This is a genomic window from Clostridium pasteurianum (assembly GCF_001705235.1).
GTDB lineage: Bacteria > Bacillota > Clostridia > Clostridiales > Clostridiaceae > Clostridium_S > Clostridium_S pasteurianum_A.
The window spans coordinates 1140463-1162238 of sequence record NZ_MCGV01000001.1 but is presented as its reverse complement, the minus strand read 5'-3'; the positions used below and the strand labels follow the sequence as shown (position 1 = coordinate 1162238).

General features: G+C 30.1%; 20 protein-coding genes. 14 read left to right on the top strand and 6 right to left on the bottom strand.

Annotation, left to right across the window (positions count from 1 at the left end):
• Window positions 1-7: 7 nt before the first annotated feature.
• The gene (locus BEE63_RS05105; protein ID WP_066020351.1) at window positions 8-847 is read right to left on the bottom strand and encodes a flagellin; all 840 of its coding nucleotides are present in this window, start codon (window positions 845-847) and stop codon (window positions 8-10) included.
• 261 nt (window positions 848-1108) lie between these two features.
• Between BEE63_RS05105 and BEE63_RS05100 the strand changes: the two genes are divergently transcribed.
• Window positions 1109-2458 carry an MATE family efflux transporter gene (locus BEE63_RS05100; protein ID WP_066023164.1) on the top strand — a complete coding sequence of 450 codons (1350 nt, stop codon included), beginning with the start codon at window positions 1109-1111 and terminating at the stop codon, window positions 2456-2458.
• Window positions 2459-2465: 7 nt separating this feature from the next.
• Here the strand turns inward: BEE63_RS05100 and BEE63_RS05095 are convergent, their stop codons facing one another.
• Window positions 2466-3149, bottom strand: coding sequence for a Crp/Fnr family transcriptional regulator (locus BEE63_RS05095; protein WP_066020350.1), 684 nt, complete (start codon window positions 3147-3149; stop codon window positions 2466-2468).
• Window positions 3150-3293: 144 nt separating this feature from the next.
• Here BEE63_RS05095 and BEE63_RS05090 point away from each other — a divergent pair, with 144 nt between their 5' ends.
• Together BEE63_RS05090 and BEE63_RS05085 are read left to right on the top strand one after the other, a co-directional pair.
• Window positions 3294-4004 carry an ATP-binding protein gene (locus tag BEE63_RS05090; protein WP_066020349.1) on the top strand — a complete coding sequence of 237 codons (711 nt, stop codon included), beginning with the start codon at window positions 3294-3296 and terminating at the stop codon, window positions 4002-4004.
• A 775-nt stretch (window positions 4005-4779) separates the two neighbouring features.
• Window positions 4780-6603, top strand: coding sequence for an LTA synthase family protein (locus tag BEE63_RS05085; protein ID WP_066020348.1), 1824 nt, complete (start codon window positions 4780-4782; stop codon window positions 6601-6603).
• A 763-nt stretch (window positions 6604-7366) separates the two neighbouring features.
• Here BEE63_RS05085 and BEE63_RS05080 read toward each other — a convergent pair.
• Window positions 7367-9013, bottom strand: coding sequence for an MFS transporter (locus BEE63_RS05080; protein WP_066020347.1), 1647 nt, complete (start codon window positions 9011-9013; stop codon window positions 7367-7369).
• Window positions 9014-9191: 178 nt separating this feature from the next.
• On the opposite strand from BEE63_RS05080, the gene BEE63_RS05075 reads away from it, so the two are divergent.
• The gene (locus BEE63_RS05075; protein WP_066020346.1) at window positions 9192-9791 is read left to right on the top strand and encodes a TetR/AcrR family transcriptional regulator; all 600 of its coding nucleotides are present in this window, start codon (window positions 9192-9194) and stop codon (window positions 9789-9791) included.
• 29 nt (window positions 9792-9820) lie between these two features.
• Here the strand turns inward: BEE63_RS05075 and BEE63_RS05070 are convergent, their stop codons facing one another.
• The gene (locus BEE63_RS05070; protein WP_066020345.1) at window positions 9821-10582 is read right to left on the bottom strand and encodes a YibE/F family protein; all 762 of its coding nucleotides are present in this window, start codon (window positions 10580-10582) and stop codon (window positions 9821-9823) included.
• Window positions 10579-11730 (bottom strand): YibE/F family protein, encoded by a 1152-nt coding sequence (locus BEE63_RS05065; RefSeq protein ID WP_066020344.1) that lies wholly within the window; start codon window positions 11728-11730, stop codon window positions 10579-10581. Before BEE63_RS05065 ends, BEE63_RS05070 begins: the two co-directional genes overlap by 4 nt.
• 191 nt (window positions 11731-11921) lie before the next feature.
• Between BEE63_RS05065 and BEE63_RS21370 the strand changes: the two genes are divergently transcribed.
• The 9 genes from BEE63_RS21370 to aroQ all read left to right on the top strand — a co-directional run bounded on the left by BEE63_RS21370 (window position 11922) and on the right by aroQ (window position 19541).
• Window positions 11922-12074, top strand: coding sequence for a hypothetical protein (locus tag BEE63_RS21370; RefSeq protein WP_100369870.1), 153 nt, complete (start codon window positions 11922-11924; stop codon window positions 12072-12074).
• A 107-nt stretch (window positions 12075-12181) separates the two neighbouring features.
• Window positions 12182-13195, top strand: coding sequence for a 3-deoxy-7-phosphoheptulonate synthase (gene aroF, locus BEE63_RS05060; RefSeq protein WP_066020343.1), 1014 nt, complete (start codon window positions 12182-12184; stop codon window positions 13193-13195).
• Between the two features lie 25 nt (window positions 13196-13220).
• Entirely contained in the window at window positions 13221-14084 is an 864-nt protein-coding gene (locus BEE63_RS05055) for a prephenate dehydrogenase (RefSeq protein ID WP_066020342.1), read from the top strand.
• Window positions 14081-15151 carry a 3-dehydroquinate synthase gene (aroB, locus tag BEE63_RS05050; RefSeq protein WP_066020341.1) on the top strand — a complete coding sequence of 357 codons (1071 nt, stop codon included), beginning with the start codon at window positions 14081-14083 and terminating at the stop codon, window positions 15149-15151. The genes BEE63_RS05055 and aroB overlap by 4 nt, the downstream gene beginning before the upstream one ends.
• 14 nt (window positions 15152-15165) lie before the next feature.
• Window positions 15166-16449 (top strand): 3-phosphoshikimate 1-carboxyvinyltransferase, encoded by a 1284-nt coding sequence (gene aroA / locus BEE63_RS05045; protein ID WP_066020340.1) that lies wholly within the window; start codon window positions 15166-15168, stop codon window positions 16447-16449.
• Window positions 16427-17503: a chorismate synthase gene (gene aroC / locus BEE63_RS05040; protein ID WP_066020339.1), complete on the top strand. Its 1077-nt coding sequence runs from the start codon at window positions 16427-16429 to the stop codon at window positions 17501-17503. Before aroA ends, aroC begins: the two co-directional genes overlap by 23 nt.
• Window positions 17504-17510: 7 nt before the next feature.
• Window positions 17511-18614, top strand: coding sequence for a shikimate dehydrogenase (gene aroE, locus BEE63_RS05035; protein ID WP_066020338.1), 1104 nt, complete (start codon window positions 17511-17513; stop codon window positions 18612-18614).
• Window positions 18611-19105, top strand: coding sequence for a shikimate kinase (locus tag BEE63_RS05030; RefSeq protein WP_066020337.1), 495 nt, complete (start codon window positions 18611-18613; stop codon window positions 19103-19105). Before aroE ends, BEE63_RS05030 begins: the two co-directional genes overlap by 4 nt.
• 1 nt (window position 19106) lies before the next feature.
• Window positions 19107-19541: a type II 3-dehydroquinate dehydratase gene (aroQ, locus tag BEE63_RS05025; RefSeq protein WP_066020336.1), complete on the top strand. Its 435-nt coding sequence runs from the start codon at window positions 19107-19109 to the stop codon at window positions 19539-19541.
• On the opposite strand, the gene BEE63_RS05020 is transcribed toward aroQ, so the two are convergent.
• On the bottom strand, window positions 19533-20159 hold the full coding sequence (locus BEE63_RS05020; protein ID WP_066020335.1) for a RusA family crossover junction endodeoxyribonuclease: 627 nt from the start codon (window positions 20157-20159) through the stop codon (window positions 19533-19535). The genes aroQ and BEE63_RS05020 overlap by 9 nt on opposite strands.
• Window positions 20160-20688: 529 nt before the next feature.
• Between BEE63_RS05020 and tsaD the strand changes: the two genes are divergently transcribed.
• Window positions 20689-21711: a tRNA (adenosine(37)-N6)-threonylcarbamoyltransferase complex transferase subunit TsaD gene (gene tsaD / locus BEE63_RS05015; RefSeq protein WP_066020334.1), complete on the top strand. Its 1023-nt coding sequence runs from the start codon at window positions 20689-20691 to the stop codon at window positions 21709-21711.
• Window positions 21712-21776 lie beyond the last annotated feature (65 nt).

Here is a 21776-nt window from a genome sequence, read left to right as displayed (position 1 = left end):
AATTAAATTACAATGAATCGAGCAGTTTTAGCACACTATTTGGTTCTTGATGTAAGGCCTGAGACATCATAGCTCGAGCGACTTGTTGAAGAAGACTGTATTTTGAATATTGTAATATTTCCTTTGCCATATCAGCATCTGTAATTTTAGATTCTGCTGATGTTAGATTTTCTTCTTCACTATTCAAATTATCTATTGAATAATTAAGTCTATTCTCATATGCACCAATTAAAGATCTAGATGATGATATCTCATCAATTGCATTTTGAATAACTGAAATTGAATTACGCGCGTCAGTCACATTGTCAACATTTATACTTCCACCATTAATTATGCTTGCTAAGGACTTAGCAGTATTAAATGATGATAGGTTTAATGAGAGTTTATCATAGGAATTATCGGTTGCACCAATTTGCATATTTAAGTTTGACGAAGATCCTAATAAATTTATGCCGTTAAAATTAGTTGAATTGCATATATGACTTATTTCATCCTCTAATTGAGATAATTCACTTTTAATTCCACTTATAGCTGTAGGTGAATTAGTGCCGTTAGCTGCTTGAGTGGCAAGTTCGTTCATCCTTTGAAGTATAGATTGAGTTTCATTAAGACCACCCTCTGCTGTTTGAAGCATACAAATACTGTTTTGTGTATTTCTTGAGGCGGCATCTAATGAATTTATTTGTGCTTGCATGTGTTCGGATATTGTAAGACCAGCCGGATCATCCGCAGCACTGTTTATTCTCTTACCGGTAGATAATCTAAACATTGCTTTTTGCATATGCATTTGGTTTATATTTAAAAAGTAAAGAACCTTACTTGCTGCCAAATTGTGACCAATTATCATAAAGCTTAACCTCCATTTAAGTATAATTACAAGACTAATATTAATGTTAATTATATCATTTTTTCCTAATTTGTTAAATAAGTTATGTAGACACATATTAAATTTTATGATATTCTTAAGTAATAAAAAGTTAAATTTATTGAGTTTAATTTATAATATGAAAATTCGGCTGCTACTATGAACAGCCTTTTTATTTTGCAAAATTTAAGGAATGGGGGGAAGTATGACAAAACAGAATATGATTTTGTCATGCAATATACAATGGATGCACCTAATGAACTTGCGGATGAGAGTATTGTTAAGCTTCTTTTAAAGTTTTCTATACCATCTATAATAGGAATGTTAGTAAATGGCTTATACAGTATAGTTGACAGAATTTTTGTGGGAAGAGGGGTAAATTCTACAGCCCTTTCAGGGGTAGCAGTTACATATCCTATAAGCAATATTATACTTGCTTTTGGTATGCTTGGTGGTATTGGATGCGCTGCTCTTGTCTCAATAAAACTTGGACAGAAAAAAGTTAGACAGGCAGAAAAGATACTTGGCAATACATTTACGCTTTTGATTATATTTTCACTTATGGTAACATTTTTTGGAATAATATTTCTTGAACCACTGCTTAAATTATTAGGAGCTAGTAAGGAAACTATGCCTTATGCAAAGCAGTTTGGATTTATAATTTTACTGGGAGTAGTTCTTCAGAATATGGGCTTTGGTCTTAATGCTACAATGAGGTCTGAAGGAGATCCTAAAATGGCAATGAAAACTATGCTTATAGGAGCTATTTTGAATTTTATTATGAACCCTATTTTTATTTTTGTGTTCAAGTTAGGAGTAAGGGGATCAGCTTTAGCAACTATAGTATCACAGACTGTTTGCTCTGTATGGGTTTTAAATTATTTTATAAGAGGAAAGAGTTTCTTAAAACTAAAGAAAGCTAATATAAAATTGAAAAAGGAATTTGTAAGAGAAATAGTTTCTATAGGAATGTCACCTTTTGCTATGCAGCTTGCAGCAAGTCTAATTACGATTACCTTTAACAAGAGATTAGCTTATTATGGTGGTGATACTGCTATAGGAGCATTTTCGCTTATAAATAGTGTTGCAATGCTTATTTTTATGCCAATACTTGGTATAAATCAAGGCTCACAGCCGATTATAGGGTACAACTATGGAGCAAAAAGTATAAAAAGAGTAAAAAAAGCTTTGTTATATGCTGTCATTGCGGCAACAGGTGTTTCTATTATTGGCTTTTTATTTGCTGAATTATTTCCATCACAAATCATATCTATATTCAACAAAACTGATAAAAATCTTATAAAAGTAGGAACTAGGGGAATAGCAATTTTTCTTATAATGCTGCCAGTAGTAGGGGCTCAGGCTGTTTGTACAAATTATTTTCAAGCTGTCGGAAAAGCTAAAACATCAATGCTTTTAAGTCTTTTAAGACAAGTAATAGTTTTACTGCCGCTGGTTATTATACTTCCTGAATTTTTTGGATTAGATGGTGTTTGGGTAGCAGGACCTTGTTCTGATTTTATTTCTTTTGTTATCACTACCATATTTATAATGATTGAGATGAAAAAAATAAGTGAAATAAGAGAAGCATAAAACTAAACTACTTATCTAGGATATTTTTTAACTCATCCATATTTAATATTTTAATATAATTTCTATCAAAGGAAATGATACCATCGTTCCTTAACTTTATTAATTCTCTAGACAGAGAAGGACGTGGAATACCGAGTAATTCAGACAGCTGTTTTTTTGATTTATTCATTTTTATATTTGGATTTTTTTGGATTATAGTCTCTTCAAGTAGGTAATTTGCTACTTTTTCTCTAATTGTGTTATATGAAAGATTTTTTAACTTTTTATTTAGCATTAATATTTTATTAGATAGAAGAGACATAAAGCCGTTTAGAAAATTTGAATTTTCGCTGCATAATTTAATTATTGAGGATTTTGGTATGAATAATATACTTGTTTTGGCACATGAAATTATTGTAGCCGGATAAGTATTTTTTTTAGAAAATATTATTGCTTCACCAAATATCTTGTTAGTGTTTAAGGTCTCTATAGTTAAACTTTTGCCGGATTCGTAGATTTTTTGTATCTCAGCAAAACCGTCTAAAATTATACCTATGCTGCTGCACTCGTCACCTTCAATGGCCACAGTTTCTCCATTTGAGTATTTTTTTATTGAATAATTTATATATGAAAAAAGCTCATTAATTTTAGTATCATCAATTTTGCAAAATAAAATACAGTTCTTTAATATACTTAAAAGTTCTTTATCCATAAATATCTCCTACTCAAAACTAGTTTAGTTACTAAATTATACTTAGTTTTCGTATATAATATTTTAATATGTAACAAATGTTACTGATATATACACATAATTTTAATATAATTTAATCATAAACACAAATGGGAGAGGATAAAAATGAAAAGAAAAATAGTGAATATAGATAAAGAAAAATGTAATGGATGTGGACTTTGTAGTAAGGCATGCCATGAAAATGCTATAGAAATAATTGATGGAAAAGCAGAACTTGTTTCGGATGAATATTGTGATGGACTTGGAGATTGCCTTCCACATTGTCCAGAAAACGCTATAACTATAATAGAAAGAGAAAGTAAAGAATACGATGAAGAAGCTGTAAAAAGAAGAATTGAAAGTAAAGAAAAGAAAATGCCATGTGGATGTCCAGGTTCAATGGCAAAAAAGATAACTAGAGTTTCTAAAAAAGTAGAAGTTAAACATGAAGATACGGGTGCAGCATCAGAACTTATGCAGTGGCCTGTACAATTGCAATTAGTAAATCCAAATGCAAGCTATTTTGAAGGCGCAAATCTTTTAGTTGCAGCGGATTGTACAGCTTATGCTTATGGTAACTTTCATCAAGATTTTATAAAAAATCATATAACTGTAATAGGTTGTCCTAAACTTGACGATGTTGAGTACTATAAGAATAAAATCAAAGAAATTATAGAAAATAATAATCTTAAAAGTATTACAGTTACCAGAATGGAAGTACCATGCTGTGGCGGTATAGTGTCAGCTGTAAAGAATGCTATGCTTGAGGCACAGGTTATATTACCTTATAGAGAAGTAGTTATAGGAACTAATGGAGAAGTGAAGGAAGCGAAGTAATAGTATTTTGAAACATTAAATAAAATTACTTTGCTTAGAATAAAGGCAAGGAAGATTTTCTTTCGCTCCGCTGCCCAAAATCCGAATTAAAAGTTTATATAGAGCCAAACTTTTAATAACTCTGATATGATAAGGGTGATTTTATATGGCTAAGAAGGATAATGAGCATATACGGTGTTTGAATCAAAGACACATTTTAATAATACCATTTTAAATGTAGAGATTCTAATGTTAAAAATAAACTTATTATCTACTGAAGGGCGAATCGATGTAAGTACTACACAGATTGATAATAACTAGTATATATTATTTATGCCTAAAATTCCGTAGGTACGGAGGAATTTTTTCCTTGTTTTATCCTTAAAAGGAAAGTAACAATGCTGAAGGAACGATTTAAAAAAATCCTAATAAATCTTGGTGAAAAAATCTTAGATTTATAGGACTTTTTTAATGTTCCAAAGCATTGTTACTTCCCTTTTAGGTTATTATGCAAAAAAATGTTGAATTTGATACTATACTTATTATATAATGAACTTGCTAGTCTGCTCTAAGTAGGAAATTTACATAAGTTATTAGTAGAGTGGCATAATATAAAATTATAATTAGGCAAGCATTCCAGACATAAAAATGGATGTGTTGTATTAATATAGATTATGTGATATTTGTGCAGCTTTTATGGCTGCATTTAGTTTTGGCCATTTTAAGAGAAATGTATTTAAATTTTGTATAGTTCAATATCACTTAAAAGTTCTTGATTATCAGGAAGGATAAAATTATGAATAAATTTGTTGAAAAAATTAAACAAGTAAGAATCGACATGCTTTTTATTATAACATTTATTATATTGATTTTGAAATTTTCCGTATTTCTTGGTTTTATAACATATACTAGTCCAGGTATATTGCAATTATTTAAGGGATTTTTTCAAATACAGTCGTATCCTATTTTTGCTATATTTCTTTTAGGATATTTATCTATATCATTTTTATTTAAAGGTAGAGGAAGAGGTTTTGCACTTATAGTGTTGAATCTGATAATGTCAATAGTGATTATAGGAGACTTATGGTATTATAGAGGTTTAAATTCATTTCTGTCATTCCATCTTTTAAAGGAAACAACAAATTTGGACGACCTTCAAGCTAGTATAATTGCATTGATACACAAAGAAGACATCATATTTGTTATAGATATATTAATTATTACTCCTATATATTTATTTTTTAGAAAAAGCCATGCAAATAGTAAGCGTAATATAAAACTATTTATTTGTTTTGCTTTAGTTTCTATATTTTATATTCCTGTTTCAATAAAGGTGTTTCACAATTATACATATAGTTATTGGGTAGGCAGTAGATGGAATCCAATATATACAATGAAGAGAGTATCACCTATAGGTTATCATGTATATGATGGAATTGATTTCTTTGGCGACTTAAATCCAATTAATCTGAAAGCTGATGATAAAAAGGAAATTAAAACCTGGTATAAAGATAATAAAGAAAATAATCCTGATAACCAATACAAGGGAATGTTTAAAGGAAAAAATTTAATAGTAATTCAAACTGAGTCCCTTGAAAATTTTGTTATCAATAAAAGCATAAATGGACAGGAAGTAACTCCAAATTTAAACAAGCTATTAAAAAACAGTATATATTTCTCGAATTATCATGAGAATGTAAATCAAGGAGTAAGTTCAGATGCAGATTTGATGACTAATGCTTCGGTATATCCAGTAAGGCGTGGAAGTACATTTTTTAGATTCCCTTATAATAAATATAATTCATTGCCTTCTATTATGAAGAAATACGGATATTATACTATGGCTATACATCCAGATAAGGCAATGTACTGGAACTGGATGCCAGCACTTACATCTATGGGCGGCTTTGATAAGAGAATAGATGCATCTTATTTTGATGAATATGAAAAAATAAATCTTGGTATATCAGATGGTGCATATTTAAAACAGGTTGAGCCTATTATTGTTAAGGAGAAAAAACCTTTTTATGATTTTGTTGTGACACTTACGAACCATACCCCTTTCATTCTTCCATCTAAATATAGGGAGTTAAAGTTAAGCAAAGACTTTGACAGTACAGAAATGGGAGGATATATGCAGTGTATACATTACACTGACAAGCAGATTGGAATTTTCTTAGACAAGCTTGACAAAGAAGGGATACTTAAGGATACTGTAGTTGTTATTTATGGAGATCATACGGGTATACACAAGTATTTCCAAAATGAAATACCTAAAATGCCGGGAATTCAGAGCTGGATGGTAGATGATCAGATGAAGATACCACTTATAGTATATGATGGAAGTGGAACTCTTAAAGGAGAGGAAAAAACTATAACTAGTGGACAAATAGACTTAATGCCTACATTACTTTATATAATGGGTGTGGATAAAAGTTATTATGTAAACACTGTAATGGGAAGAAACATTTTAAATACATCGAAAAATTATGATCTTCTTAATAATGGAAAGGTTCTTGGAAGTCCGAGTAAAAGTGATCTTGAACATCTTTCGCAGTCTTTTGATGTAAGTGATAAGATGGTTCAGAGCGAATATTACGGAGTAAAAAGTGGGAAGTAACAATATTTTGGAACATTAAATAAAACTCATAAGACTAAGCCCCAAATAATGAAAATACTAAGAAATTTTAATAGCTCGCTGGGAAAAAGCTCAGACAAATTAAAATTACTAAGTCTTTTCGTTATTTGGGGCAAAGTCTTATTGAGTTTTATTTAAACCGTTTCCAAAATATTGTTACTTCCCATAGAGGGTAAAGGCAAGGAGGATTTTCTTCCGCTGCGCTGCGGAAAATCTGAATTAAAAGTTTAAACAGAAGTAAACTTTTAATAACTCCCTGAAAAAAGTGCTCAAACAGATTAAAATTACTAAGTCTTTTCATTATTTGGAGCAAAGTCTTATTGAGTTTTATTTAAATTGTTTCCAAAATACTGTTACTTCCCATAGAGGGTAAAGACAAGGAAGATTTTCTTCCGCTGTGCTGCGGAAAATGTGAATAAAAAGCTTATGCAGAGATAAGCTTTTTATAATTCGCATATGATAAGAGTGCTTTTATATGGTTAAGAAGGATAATGGGCTTCGCCCAAACCTCGTGTATGATAATATTCAAATTTCTAAGCCTTTTCAAAATATCACCCTAAGATTTATAAAATTTTATTTAAATTGTTTCCAAAATATTGTTAATTCCCATAAAGGGTAAAGGCAAGGAAGATTTTCTTCCGCTGCGCTGCGAAAAATCTGAATTAAAGGTTTGTACATAGTTTTAACAATGATATATTTTAATAAGCTATCACAGAATAGTTATTATACTATGAGAGTGTGATGATTAATCAGAATATTTGTGGCTAGGATTTACAAAAGGACATAATAAAATTGATATTACAAGGAATATAAAGCTTAACTTAAAGGTAGTTGTAAAAGCATTAGAATAATTTTTCTTAAGTTCTACTTTAGTAGTTTTTATTGTTTTAGTTAAATAATTGTTTATATAGGGTGTCTTTTGTAGTAGTAATTCTCTTGTTTTGGTGTCTGAACTATTCTTTATAGTAGTTTGGGCATCTTTTTTTAGGTTTAAGGTAATATTCTTTTGTATTAAGCTAAAATTATTTTCATTTAGGGAAACTAGACTGCCTTTAATAATACTCTTTGTTTTTTTATCTAAAACTTGAGAAGAGGATACATTGCTAATTAAATATTTTTTAGTGTTGTTAAATGCAATATTTTCTCTATATGTTAAGCTGCAAGTCATAATAGCAGTTAGCACAAGGAAAAATAATTTTGCTATTATATTAGTTAAACCAGAAGCTAATCCGGATTTCTCATTTGGAACATCAGAAAGTGCGGAAGCCACTAATTGACCGCTAGGAGCACCTGAGCCTAAACCTGCAATGAATAATATTATTATAAAATTCAATTTAGTTGTGTTAGGAGTAACATGAGTTACTAAAAAAATTGAAATTATACATATGATAACGGAAAAAAATACTACAGTAGATATTTTAAATTTTGTAGTTAACTTTCCAGCAATAATTGATGAAATCATAAGACCTAAAGCATAGAAGAAAATTATATTACCACTTTCTGAGGCAGTATAATTTGATATTCCATTAAAAAAGAAATTAATAAAATTAGAAAAAATTACGCTTATAATTGTTAAAAAACCTATAGTGCAAGATGAGATAGAGAAACTTCTTATTTTAAACAATGAAAAATCTATTATAGGATTAGAAATTGCTTTTTCTAAAGGTGTAAACCCAATAAAACATATGGCACTTAGTATAAATAAAGCAAGTATTCTTTTAGAAGTGAAACCATAGTTGTTTCCTTCAGTAAGTGAATATGTAAGGGTTGAGAGAGCAGCAGCTAAAATAATTGTTCCAATAAAGTCAATGCTTTTATTGCCATTTTGATTAAAACTTTCTTCTGTAAAACTAAAAATTAAAATAAAACTTATAAGACAAATAGGTATATTAATAAAGAAAATATATCTCCAACTGGAGCACTGAATAATATATCCTCCCAAAGATGGACCTACTGCTATTGCCAAGGCACAAATAGCTCCCCATATACCTGCAATAAGATTCCTTTTTTCTTTTGGAAAAATATCTAAAGCGAGTGGAATAGAAATAGTCATCAAAGCAGAAGCACCTAAGGCTTGAAGTCCACGTCCTAATATTAAAATACTTAAAGAGTGAGAGATAGCACAAATTACTGAAGCTATTGAAAAAATAATTAAGCATATAAGAAGAACTTTTTTCCTTCCAAACATATCTCCCAATTTGCATATTGGAATTAAAGTACTTGTACTTACTAGAGCAAATATTAACGTTATCCACATTACAGTGTTTAAATCCGAATTAAAGTATTTTTCTATAGATGGTAAAGCAATGTTAACTACTGAAATGTCTATATTTCCTATGAAACCAACTAATAATAAGCCTACAAGTCCTAAATAACTTTTTTTATTGTCCATAATGGCCTCCAACGTATTTTTAAATAAAAATTGAACTAAGGTTCAACTTTTATTATATATACGTAAAATGTTACTGTCAATATAAAATTGAACTTTGGTTCAAAAATTATTGACCTAAATTTTTTTAAGTCCTATAATTAATTTATTAAATATTAATTTTTATATAAAAGGTGGTTCTATGGAAAAAAATTATGATGAAAAACCTAAACAAAAAAGAGCATTTGAGACTAGAAAAAAGCTAATTATAGCAGCAGAAGAGCTTTTCAATAAAAAAGGATTTTATGATACAACTTCTAAGGATATTGCAAAGGAAGCTGGGGTTTCTATTGGAATATTTTATAATTACTTTAAAGATAAGAGTAGAATTTATTACGAATGTTTAAATCTAGGATATGATGATGACAGTAGTAAAATTATAGAATTATTAAAAGGGCTGTTTGACGAAGATGAGGATTTAAAAACAAAAATTTATAATTATCTATACGATGGATTATTAAAAATAAGATCAAAAATAAAAATTGTCATGGAGAGAGACAGGATTATGACTGATTATCCTGAAATAAAAAAATTAATAAAAATACGTGATGAAGAAATAATTAAAGAAGTTGCAAACTATTTTTCAAGCAAAGATTCAGAGGTTATTGCAAAACTAATAGTTGAAACAACCAGCAGAAATGCTGTAGTTGTTTTCTCAATGGAAGATTCTAAAAAGCAGGAAAAGTATATGGAATATCTTGCAGAGATGCTTTCTTGTTTCCTTGAAAAATTTAAAAAATGAGAACTGTGTTGCAAATTTAAGTGAACTATTTATTTTATGTTATTTTTTAATATTAAAAGCTCTGAAGTTACGAATGCAGTTACAGGTATTATCAAAATTATGCCTATACCACTGCATAAGCTCTGAAATACTTCGCTGCAAAAAATTTTAGAGTTCATTATGGTTGAGAAGGAATAATGAAGTTCACTGAAATATATTGACAGTGTCATAAAGCTGCCTATATAAGCAAATAGCAGTGTATTTGTCATAGTTCCAATTATATCTTTTCCTATAGTGATTCCAGATTTAAATAAATTTTGTTTTTCTGCTAAATGGTCATTTTTATATATTTCTTGCATTGAGGATGAAATTGAAATCGAAACATCAATTATTGCTCCAAGTAAACCAAATAAAATTTGGCAGGAGACTATTTTAGAAAAATTTAATTGAACGTAAGTTGAAAGATAACCTATTTCAGTTGCCTCTTCCTTTGAGAAGCCCTGGATTCTGGCGTTATAACTTAATTTATATATTAAAAGCATAGTGATAATTACAACAAGGATAACAGAAATCAATGAAGATAATGTTTTTAAATTGAAGCTGTTTATAAAAAATAGAGTTACTATAGTTATCAAAATACAGCCTATAATAGTTACTTTTATTGGATCAAACTTTGCACCTATAAGTACAAGCAAAATAAACATAGTTATAAAGTTAAAGATCAATGTAAAAAATGATTTTACGCCTCTTGTGCCGCCTATGATTATCATTAAAACAAAGAGAATAGTTAATAATGCAAATGATACACTCATGATTTTCTAAGCCCTCCAGTCAATTTATGTTTTAAAAGTTCTATTGAGATGAATATGGATATTGGTATGCTTATTACTATGCCAATACTTCCAGTAAGGGCACGGATTATTTCAAGTGATAAATTCTCACTTAGTATGTTATAAACTGGAATCCTATTTCTAAGCAAAAGCAGTATCATTGGTATACTTCCACTGATATAAGCAAAGAGCATAGTATTGGACATAGTCCCCATAATATCTTTCCCTATTTCAAATCCTGATTTTATGAGCGAACTTTTCTTTATAGAAGGATTTTTAGTATAGAGCTCATTTATTGCTGAAGAAATTGAAATTGCAATATCCATAACAGCACCTAGGGTTCCTATTAAAAGTTCTATATAAAATATTTTTTCTGGAGGATGGGTTAAGAATTCTAATTCTTCGAAACGTACACCTCTGGCGTTATTTATTTTTATAGTTAATAAAGCTATTATTATTGTTATTGTGGTTCCAGTTAAAGTACTTATTACCGCAGAAATAGTTTTTCTATTTACTCCTCCTACAATAAATAATGACAAAAGCGTAAAGAGTAAGGCAGAGGTTATAAATATAAATATTAAATTGAAATTGTGTAAAAAAAGTTCAATTACGGAGAAATATATTAGTATATTAACGAGTACACTTCCTATTGAGCGAATTCCTTTTATTCCACCTATGATTATCATAAATAGTATAAATATTAATATTATGTATAAAACGTAGGTATCACGCTTAAGATCAAGTATTTTTGAAGAAATGGTTTTTCCTTTGATTTTAGGTGTAGATATAAAGACTTCATCATTCGTTTTGAAATTTATGTTGTTTACACCAGAGTAGGAAACTGTATTTTCAAGTTTTACTTTTTTACCTATATAGGTGCCATTCATAATTACGGCAGTTATATGTTGCTTTTTCATGCTTTCATATTTTCCATCAGAAGTTCTAGAATAAAAATTAGTTTCAGATATGGATGATATTTTAGCAATTGATTTTTGGTATAAAGTTTCATTTGAATTTACAAAATATATGCCAAGTATACAGGCAGTAATTATAATTATAAATAAAGTGATATTTTTTTTGCTCTTATATTTGTATGAGACTATTTTTGATTTTAATTGTAAAATTGACATTATATAACTCCTGAATTTAATATTTTCAAATACTATAATAACATATTAGCAATCTTAAAGAAAATAACAGGTAAAATAGTCTTTAAAATTCACATAAAAATGTATAAATATAAATTTGTATTGACATATGTTGCATATATGATATATAATTACATCATTAAATAAATTTTATTATATGGAGTGTTGATGTTATGAATACTATAAGGAAGGAAATTACAACTAAAAATTATTATTATTTTAGCCTAGGCTTTTATTACTTTTTTAGCGTTGGCTTTTTTGTATACAAAAAAATAATAAATTTTCCTTCTGATGAGTTTTATAATTTAAATTATGTTTCAGTTTAAAACATAATTAAGAATTTGAAAGATTAAGTATTGTTTATAAACAATAAGGCTCATTTGAGCCTTATTTTTTTTATAAAAATAACAAAATTTGAAAGGGGCTATTATAAATGGTAGTTATATTGAAACAAGATACTGAAAAATCAGAAATTACAAAAATTAAGGATTTCATAGAAAAAGAGGGTTGTCAAACAACTATATCACATGGTCATGATTATATTGTTATAGGGGTAATAGGAGACACAAGTAGAGTTAATGTAGAAAGAATTCAGGCACGTGAAAGTGTAGAAAAAGTTGTAAGAGTTCAAGAACCATACAAGAAGGCAGGAAGACATTTCCATCCTAAGGATACAATAATTGATGTTAATGGAAATAAAATAGGTGGAAAAAGGCTTGCAGTTATAGCAGGACCTTGTTCAGTAGAAAGTGAAGAACAAATAGTCGAAATAGCTAAAAGAGTAAAACAAAGTGGGGCAAATTTCTTAAGAGGTGGTGCTTTTAAGCCTAGAACTTCACCATATAGTTTTCAGGGGTTAGAACTTGAAGGATTAGAACTTCTTAAAATTGCAAAAAAGGAAACAGGACTTCCTATAGTTACAGAAATTATGAGTACAGATTTTGTTGATAAATTTGTAGAGGATGTTGATGTCATTCAGGTTGGGGCAAGAAACATGCAGAACTTCACGCTTTTAAAGGAACTTGGTAAAACTAATAAACCTATTCTTTTAAAGAGAGGATTATGTGCAACAATTGAAGAATTCTTAATGGCGGCTGAGTACATAATGTCAGAAGGAAATGAAAATGTAATACTTTGTGAAAGAGGAATAAGAACTTTTGAAACTTACACTAGAAATACACTTGATTTAAGTGTTGTACCAGCAATAAAGAAATTAAGTCATTTACCTATAATTATTGATCCTAGCCATGCTGCTGGAATGTGGTGGATGGTTGAACCTTTAGCTAAAGCTGCAACAGCAGTTGGGGCAGATGGTCTTATGATAGAAGTTCATAATGATCCTGCTAATGCTAAGAGTGATGGACAACAGTCAATAAAGCCTGATAAATTTGATGAAGTTATGAAGAAAGTTAGAGCGATTGCAGAAATAGAAGGAAGAGAAATATAGATTTTTTTTAGCTGGGGGTGATTTAATGGATGATGGAGACTTTAAGATTAATTTAACTATTGTTGGACTTGGGCTTATAGGTGGTTCCTATGCCATGGCATTTAGAAAAGTGAACAAAGGTAGGATATGGGCAATTGATTTAAATGAAAATACCCTAAAAAAAGCAGCTAAAAAGGATATAATAGATGAGGGATACAGCATGAATAATGCGTATATCCCTCTTAAAAAATCAGATATTGTTATAATAGCTATATATCCTGAAGCATTGATAGAGTTTGTAAAATCCAATGTGAGCAATTTTAAAAAAGGTTCTATAATTACAGATGTACTTGGTATAAAGGGAAAAAATATAGACTATATACAGAATATTTTGGGAAATGATGCTGAATTTTTGGGTGGGCATCCTATGGCAGGAAAGGAATTAAGCGGATTTGATAATGCTGATGGGGCAATATTTAAGAATGCAAATTATATCTTAACTCCTACATCTAAAAATAAGAGAGAAACTATAGATGCTATGAGGAAATTTGTAAGGGCTATTGGATTTAAAGACATTACAGAAGTTACACCTGAAAGGCATGATGAGATAATTGCACTTACAAGTCAACTTCCGCATGTTATAGCTGTTTCTCTTATGAACTCCAGTTATGTAGATAGCAGCATAAAACATTTTATTGGAGGAAGTTTTAGGGATGCTACAAGAGTTGCAAGAATTAATCCTGACTTATGGTGTCAGCTTTTTACGAAGAATAAAGATAATCTTCTTAAGGTAATAAATGATTTTGAAGATAGTATAGATGAACTAAAAAAAGCTATAGAAGAAGGGCATACGGATAATATTAAAAGAATTTTAGAAAAGGCCTCTTCAAAAAAGGATGGGATAATTTGAAAATTTTAAATATGAATTTAGGTGAAAATAGCTATAGTATTTTTATTGAAAAAGGTATAATGAACAGTTTAGGTGAAAGAATTTCAGAAATTTATTCTGGAGAGAAAATAGTTTTAATAACTGATACTAATGTGGATAAATTTTATGGAGAAAAAATTCAAAAGAATATTGAAAAAAGCGGTTTTCATGTATTTAAGATAGTTGTAAAAGCTGGAGAGAAGAGTAAGTGCATAAAAACTTTAACAGATATATATTCTAAACTTTCTGAATTTAAGCTAACAAGAAGTGATCTTATAATTACACTTGGCGGTGGGGTCGTGGGAGATTTAGGAGGCTTTGCAGCAGCTACTTATTTGAGAGGTGTTCCGTACATTCAAATTCCAACTTCGCTTTTAGCTCAAATTGACAGCAGTATTGGAGGCAAAGTTGCTGTTGATCTAGATACAGGTAAAAATCTTGTTGGAAATTTCTATCAACCTAAGGCTGTGTATATAGATCCGTTATGTTTAAAAACCTTAAGTGATAAATTTTTTCATGATGGTATGGGAGAAGTTATAAAATATGGGGCTATACGTGATAAAGAGTTATTTAATAAGCTAGCAGGATTTAAAGATGATGCAGAACTTATGGAGAATATAGATTATGTTATACATACCTGCTGCAGTATTAAAAAGCAAGTTGTTGAAAATGATGAAAAGGACAACGGCGAGAGGATGATACTTAATTTTGGGCATACTATAGGTCATGCAGTAGAGGAATTTTTCCACTATGATAAATATACTCATGGGGCATGTGTTGCATATGGCATGTATGCTATAACTAAAAATAGTGAGAAGCTTGGAATTACAAAGGAGGGTACTACTCAAAAATTAAGAGAAGTAATTGAAAAATATAAATTAAGTTGTGATGTAGAGGGACTTCAAAATGAAAAAATTTATGAAATAGCAGCACTTGATAAAAAGAGTAGAGGAAACTTTATAAATTTGATTCTTTTAAATGATATAGGCGGCTGTTTTATAAAGAAAATAGAAAAAAGTGAAGCTAGTAAATATCTTCGGGTAGTTTGAAAGGAGCATGAATTTTGAAGTGTGTTAAAATAAATCCATGTACATTAAAGGGAGATATAAAGATACCACCATCAAAGAGTTTAGCGCATAGAGCTATAATATGTGCATCTCTTTGTGAACAAGAAAGTATTATAGATAATGTGAGCTATTCCAAAGATATAAAGGCTACATGCAGTGGAATGAGTAAATTGGGGGCTTTAATAATATCGTCAGATGAAGGTAAAAAATTAAAAATAAAGGGACAGCATAGCGATTCTGAAGAAAAAGTATGGATAGATTGCAGTGAGTCAGGTTCTACTGTTAGATTTTTAATTCCAATAGCACTTATAAAGAAAAGAGATACTGTTTTTGAAGGACACGGTAAGTTAGCGTATAGACCATTAAAAACATATTTTGATATATTTGATGAACAAAAAATAAAGTATGAGCATCCAGAGGATAGAGTACTTCCACTTGAAATTAATGGAAAGTTAAAGGCTGGAGAGTTTAATATTCCGGGAAATATTAGTTCTCAGTTTATAAGTGGTCTCATGTTTTCACTGCCATTTTTAGATGGTGATTCGACAATTAACATAACAACTAATTTAGAATCTGTAGGCTACATAGATATGACTCTTGATATGCTAAAAAGATTTGGTATAGAAATAGAAAACAATGATTATAAAAGTTTTAACATAAAAGGTAATCAGAGAGGTAAAGCTGTAAATTATAAGGTGGAAGGGGATTTTTCACAGGCGGCTTTTTGGATGTCAGCAGGTGTTTTAAATGGAAATATAAATTGTAAGAACTTAGATTTTAGTTCTCTTCAGGGAGATAAAATTATAGTTGATATCTTAGAAAAAATGGAAGGTAATATAAGTAGGCAGAATTTTAATGCTAAAAAATCCATTACTCATGGAATTACTATAGATGCATCTCAGTGTCCAGATTTAGTTCCTATTTTAGCTGTAGTTGGGGCGCTAAGCGAAGGAACTACGAAGATAATTAATGCAGCAAGACTTAGAATAAAAGAGTCAGATAGATTAAAAGCCATGGCGACAGAACTCAATAAATTGGGGGCAGATGTAACCGAATTAGAGGATGGACTTATAATTAATGGGAAGAAAACATTAAAGGGCGGTATTGTTGAAAGTTGGAATGATCATAGAATAGCTATGGCTCTTGGAATTGCGGCGCTTAAATGTGAGGAAGCTGTAACTATAAATGGAAGCCAATGCGTTTCTAAGTCGTACCCTGAGTTCTGGCAGGATTTTAAAAAGTTAGGAGGCGATATATGTGAGTGGAACATGGGGCAATAAAGTACAGTTATCTATTTTTGGAGAATCTCATGGAAAGGCTATTGGCATAGTAATTGATGGCTTAGAGCCTGGAATAGAGCTTGATCTTGATTTTATAAATAGGGAAATGGAAAGAAGAGCACCAGGAAGAAATAAGTATTCAACTCAGAGAAACGAAAAGGATAGTTTTGAGATTGTGAGCGGCTTCTTTAACGGAAAAACTACAGGAACTCCTATGTGTGCACTTATATGGAATGGCAATCAGCATTCTAAAGATTACTCAAAGCTAAAGGATGTTGCAAGGCCAGGTCATGCTGATTACACTGGATTTGTAAAATATAAAGGTTTTAATGATTATAGAGGCGGTGGCCATTTTTCAGGTAGAATTACAGCACCACTTGTTTTTGCAGGAGCTGTAGCAAAACAAATATTAAGAAAGAAAAATATAATAATTGGAAGTCATATTTTAAGTATTAAGAATACTAAAGAAGAATATTTTGATAAGGTTAATATAGATGGAGAAACTCTTACAAAATTAACTGAGAAAAAGTTTCCTGTTTTAGATGATAAAGTTGGAGAGGAAATGAAAAAGGTTATATTAGAAGCTAAAAATAATCTAGATTCTGTTGGAGGAATTATTGAATGCTGCATTTTAAACCTTCCGACAGGAAAGGGTGATCCTTTTTTCGATTCTTGTGAGAGTACTTTAAGTCATATGCTTTTTTCCATTCCAGCTGTAAAAGGTGTGGAATTTGGTGAAGGATTTAATATAACTAAGATGAATGGCTCACAGGCAAATGATGATTTTTATGTTGAAGACGGAAATGTAAAAACATATTCAAACAATAATGGTGGAATTTTAGGTGGAATAACAAGTGGAATGCCTCTTGTATTCAGAACTGCGTTTAAACCAACGCCATCTATTTATAAGCCTCAAAAGACTATAAATATGAAGACTAAAGAGAATACTGAAATAAGCATTGAAGGAAGACATGATCCGTGCATTGTTTTGAGAGCTGTGCCTGTAGTAGAAGCTGCAGCGGCACTTGCTGTATTAGATATTATTTTGAGGTGATAATTTAATGAAAGATCTTAATGAAATAAGAAAAGAAATAGATGCTGTTGATAGGAATATGGTAGAGCTTTTTGAAAAAAGAATGAAACTTGTTATGGAAGTTGCTGAATATAAGAAGAAAAATAATCTTCCTGTACTTGATGCAGTACGTGAAAAAAAGGTAATAAGCAAAAATGTATCTTTTTTAAGGAATGAAAAGTTTGCCGAACCCCTTAAAGAATTTTATACTAATTTTATTGAGCTCAGTAAAAAATTAGAGGGAAAAGAGATTTCAGCTGAAGGTCATGAAAAAGAATTTACGAACATTTATGGACTTATAGGAGAAAAGCTTGGACACAGCTATTCTTCAGATATTCATAAGCTTATAATGGGTAAAATAGGTATTAAGGGAATATATAATTTATTTGAGATTCCTAGAAAAAAACTGCATCAAGCAGTGGACACCTTTGAAATTATAAAATGCAAGGGTCTCAATGTTACCATACCCTATAAAGTTGATGTTATGGAAGACTTATGTGAAGTTTCCGATGAAGCTAAAAAGATAGGTGCAGTAAATACCTTGAAATTTACTGCAAAAGGTATAATGGGATTTAATACAGATTATATTGGGTTTGGAAAGATGCTCAAAAAATTTGGTGTTGAAGTTAAGGATAAAACCTGTATGGTTCTTGGAAGTGGTGGAGCTGCTAAGGCAGTAATACAGTACTTAAAAGATAGTGATGCTAAAAAAATATATATTGTTAGCAGAAATCCTGAAAGAGTAAGGGATGCTTATAAAGATTTTGATGTCATAAATTATAAAGAACTTGAAAGTAAAAGTGGAGATGTAATCATAAACTGTACTCCTAAGGGCATGTATCCTAAAGTAGATGAATCACCTGTTAATAAAAGCACTATAGCTAAATATTCTGCTGCTGTAGATTTGATATACAATCCAGTTGAAACCCTATTTCTAAAATATGCTAAGGATGCAGGTATAACAGCAGTAAATGGTTTATATATGCTAGTGAGTCAGGCTATATCTTCAGAGGAAATATGGAATGATATTTCTATAGAGGATAGTGTAGCTGACGAAATCTTTAATATTATTGAAAAGAAGGTTAAACCATGAATTTGGTGCTTATAGGCATGCCGGGATGCGGAAAAACCACAATTGGAAAGCTTTTATCAAAAGAATTAAATATGAAATTTTATGATGCAGATGATTATTTAGAAATTAAAAATAACATGAGAATATCTGAAATGTTTAATATAGGTGAGGATTTTTTTAGAGATTTAGAAAGTAAGGCTTTAGAAGAATTGAGTTACATGCAAAACTCTGTTATATCAACAGGTGGTGGAGCAGTTACAAGAGAAAGAAATATGATAGCCTTAAGAAAAACAGGTAAAATTGTATTTATAAACAGGCCTGTTGACAAAATAATAGAAGATGTGGATACGTCCAATAGACCTCTATTGAAGGAAGGAAAAGATAAGCTTTTTAAGCTTTACAGAGATAGACATGAGCTTTATAAAAAAAATTGCGATTTTGAAGTTTTAAATGAACTCATTATAGAGGAAACAGTGGGAAATATAAAATGTTATTTTGAAAGGAAATGTTAGAATGAAGATTCTTGTTATAAATGGACCTAATTTAAACTTCCTAGGAATAAGGGAAAAGAATATATATGGTAAAAATACTTATGAGGATTTATGTAAGTATGTAAAAGAAGAGGGGAATAAGCTTGGAATTGAAATAGAAACTCTTCAAAGCAATATTGAGGGGGAAATAATAAACTTTCTTCAAGAAGCTTATAACAAGGTTGACGGTATAGTGATAAATCCAGGTGCATATACCCATTATAGCATAGCAATATATGATGCTATAAAATCAATAAGTATACCAACAGTTGAGGTACATATAAGTAATATACATACAAGAGAAGAATATAGAAGAAAATCTGTTACTGCACCTGCTTGCGTTGGACAAATTTGTGGATTTGGATTTTATGGATACATTATGGGCATTATGGCTCTTAAAAATATGCTGCTAAAATGACTTCATTAAGCAATTTTTACAGAGCACAGTATTACCTTTATCGGCAAAGATAGCAGTATCTTTAGTTATAGATTTACCACAAATACTGCAAACTAGTGTGTCTTCTTTTGGTGATTTTTTTTCTTTTAAAATTTTAGGTTTAAGTCTTTTTTTATTGGAAGGTGGATCATAATTTATAGGTTCATCTTCTTCGTCTTTTTTTAGTATAGAATACTGCATTTTAAATTTACTTTCGGGGAAAAGCTCCAATTCAAATCTAGGATTTTTTGAATCATAAGATTCCTCTATAATTATTCTTCTCACCTGAGCATCGTTTATTATAATTCCACTTTTTTCTATACCATCAAAAATGCTTTTAGTTATATTATTTGTGTCCGGATGCCTTTTTTCACTTTTATAAAAAACCTTTAAGACAGCAATGACAGATTCAGAAATTATTGTATTTGGATTTTGTGATCTTGCTTCGTAAGCTATAGTTTCTTCGTATACAGCATATCTATCATAATATTTTCCAGAATTATATGGCAAAATAGCTCTTCCATTTACATTAGATAATTTAAAATTGGATTTTGATATTGGAGAACCACTGACCACTATTTTTGCATAAGAATTTTTCATAAGATACTCCTTTAATAAATATAAAACAAACTATATATAGTATAACACAAACATACGTTCAATAATATTGCGAATTAACATTGATTTGTAACATTAAAAAAATTCTATAAATCTTATCATAACTGGGGCTTGGGTCATATTGTATTACCGATAATAGTTAATATATTACTGTAAATATAAAGATATATTATATCTTGTAAAGAAGGATAATGGGATTTCACCCAAACCTCGTATAATGTAGAGAGTGTTTGTATTAGGTTAAGAAGGATAATGGGCAAAGCCCAAGCCTCGTGTATGATAAAATTCAATAAGACTTGCTTCAAATTATAAAAAGACTTAGAAATTTTAATTTGTTTGAGCTTTTTTTCAGCGAGTTATTAAAATTACTTATTATTTTTATAATTTTGAGCTTAGTCTTATGATTTTTATTTAATGTTTCAAAATATTATTACTTCGCAATAGTGTTTTGAAGTTATACTATCATGTGATAAAATAGTATAAGAGGAAAAAGGTTGGAAGGAGTAATTAAATGGATAAGGACATTAAAATACTTGCTATAGAAAGTAGCTGCGATGAAACTGCTGCTGCTGTTGTTGTTAATGGTAGAAAAGTGCTATCAAATATAATATCATCTCAGATAAATATACATGAAAAATTTGGTGGGGTTGTTCCAGAAATTGCATCGCGAAAGCATATTGAAAATATAGCATTAGTTGTAGAGAGTGCCATGAAAGAAGCAAATGTGGATTTTAATGATATTGATGCTGTTGGTGTTACGTATGGTCCTGGGCTTGTGGGAGCATTACTTGTAGGACTTCAATATGCCAAAGGACTTGCTTATTCGATAAATAAACCACTTGTAGGAGTTAATCATATAGAAGGACATATAAGCGCAAATTTTATACAATACCCTGAACTTGAACCACCTTTTGCATGTTTGGTTGTTTCAGGTGGTCACACTTTTATAGTGTATATGAAGGATTATGGTGAATTTGAGGTATTAGGTCAAACCAGGGATGATGCAGCGGGAGAAGCTTTTGATAAAGTTGCTAGGGCAATAGGACTTGGTTACCCAGGTGGACCTAAAATTCAGGAAATATCTAAAAAGGGAGATCCAAATGCAATAGAATTTCCAAGAGCTAAATTTCATGACGATTCCCTTGATTTTTCATTCAGCGGGATAAAATCTGCTGTATTAAATTATTTAAATACTATGAGAATGCAAGAAAAAGAGATAAATAGAGCTGATGTTGCTGCTTCGTTTCAAAAAAGTGTTGTTGATGTTTTAGTTGATAATACTATTAAAGCATGCAAAATTAAAAATATACATAGAATAGCTGTTGCGGGTGGTGTGGCATCAAATAGTTGCCTTAGAAATAGTATGATAAGTAAAGGAAAAGAGAACAAAATAGAAGTTTTATTTCCTGAGCCAATACTTTGTACTGATAATGCAGCTATGATTGGAAGTGCTGCATACTTTGAGTTTAAAAAGGGAAATATAGCGCCATTAAATTTAAATGCAATACCTAATTTGAAGCTTGGTGAAAGATAAATTGTAAAAAAATGGTTGTAAATTTAGAAAATTTATACTACAATATATATGTAATATATTTACAA